At 38.4% G+C, this 1,340-nt stretch carries 7 tRNA genes and 1 rRNA gene; all 8 read left to right on the forward strand.

Annotation, left to right across the window (positions count from 1 at the left end):
* Nucleotides 1–78, forward strand: a 5S ribosomal RNA gene (gene rrf, locus D1606_RS19405); the annotation flags it as partial.
* Between the two features lie 494 nt (nt 79–572).
* Nucleotides 573–649: transfer RNA gene (locus tag D1606_RS18460), tRNA-Asn, on the forward strand.
* A gap of 13 nt (nt 650–662) precedes the next feature.
* Nucleotides 663–735, forward strand: a tRNA-Thr gene (locus D1606_RS18465).
* A gap of 128 nt (nt 736–863) precedes the next feature.
* A tRNA-Glu gene (locus tag D1606_RS18470) sits at nt 864–938 on the forward strand.
* A gap of 19 nt (nt 939–957) precedes the next feature.
* Nucleotides 958–1,033: transfer RNA gene (locus tag D1606_RS18475), tRNA-Val, on the forward strand.
* 7 nt (nt 1,034–1,040) lie between these two features.
* A tRNA-Tyr gene (locus D1606_RS18480) sits at nt 1,041–1,124 on the forward strand.
* 5 nt (nt 1,125–1,129) lie between these two features.
* Nucleotides 1,130–1,204: transfer RNA gene (locus D1606_RS18485), tRNA-Gln, on the forward strand.
* A 12-nt stretch (nt 1,205–1,216) separates the two neighbouring features.
* Nucleotides 1,217–1,289: transfer RNA gene (locus tag D1606_RS18490), tRNA-Lys, on the forward strand.
* The last annotated feature ends 51 nt before the right edge of the window (nt 1,290–1,340 follow it).

The raw sequence follows: 1,340 nt of genomic DNA on the forward strand, positions 1-1,340 counted from the left end.
TCGAACACAGAAGTTAAGCTCTTTAGCGCCAATGGTAGTTGGGGGCTGTCCCCCTGCGAGAGTAGGACGTTGCTAGGCACGCTAAAAGCACAACTGTTTATCAGTTGTGCTTTTTATATTTTATAGTAAAGATTAAGTAACTAAGTTCTCTACTTTAAACATCAAGCTTCACGTTTTGACTTTATATGGAATGGCGGCATGATAAACTTCATCGGCAAATCAATTCTTTGATATAGCTGCCCTCAACTTGAAACTCATGCCTCCAGTGCCATGTGTCATATGTAATATGGGTAATTGAGATGCTATATATTCTTTCGTTGTCAAAATACATTAGATTGAATAATGAAGATTCGACTATCCAAAGATCATTTATATCAAAATAATAAAATCGTCATTATTAGTAAATATATTTATGAAGTATAAAATATAATTCCATTTTCTATGAATAAAATGGAATTAGCTTTATTCACAAATTAAATTAAAATAAATAATTAGTATTTTTAGAAAAGTAGTTGCAAGATGATAATATCCTGTTATAATAAGTATATATTCAAGTTCTACAATAATATTGTTCCGAAGTAGCTCAGTTGGTAGCAGCATCTGACTGTTAATCAGAGGGTCGTAGGTTCGAGTCCTACCTTCGGAGCCATTTTTTTGTCTGTGCTTCCATAGCTCAGCAGGTAGAGTGCTTCCATGGTAAGGAAGAGGTCACCGGTTCGAGCCCGGTTGGAAGCTTTTATCCTATTTTTAGTAGGTGTTCTAACACTATTGAAAATAAATAAAAAATATTTTTAAAAAAGTATTGCGCAATTTATAGATATATGATAATATAATTCTTGTCCTGTTAGAGACATTAAAAATATGGCCCCTTGGTCAAGCGGTTAAGACACCGCCCTTTCACGGCGGTAACACGAGTTCGAATCTCGTAGGGGTCACCATTTAAACTTTATACATATTGGAGGATTAGCTCAGCTGGGAGAGCATCTGCCTTACAAGCAGAGGGTCGGCGGTTCGATCCCGTCATCCTCCACCATTGTTTCGGAGGGGTAGCGAAGAGGCTAAACGCGGCGGACTGTAAATCCGCTCCTTCGGGTTCGGCAGTTCGAATCTGCCCCCCTCCACCATCTTTTGGGGTATAGCCAAGCGGTAAGGCAACGGATTTTGATTCCGTCATGCCCTGGTTCGAATCCAGGTACCCCAGCCATTTTTATATTATGAGTCATTAGCTCAGTTGGTAGAGCATCTGACTTTTAATCAGAGGGTCGCTGGTTCGAATCCTGCATGACTCATCAAATATAAGATATAACCTTCTTCTTACTTAATAAGAGGAAGGTTTTTTT

It is taken from the genome of Rummeliibacillus sp. POC4 (assembly GCF_003576525.1).
Classification (GTDB): Bacteria; Bacillota; Bacilli; order Bacillales_A; family Planococcaceae; genus Rummeliibacillus.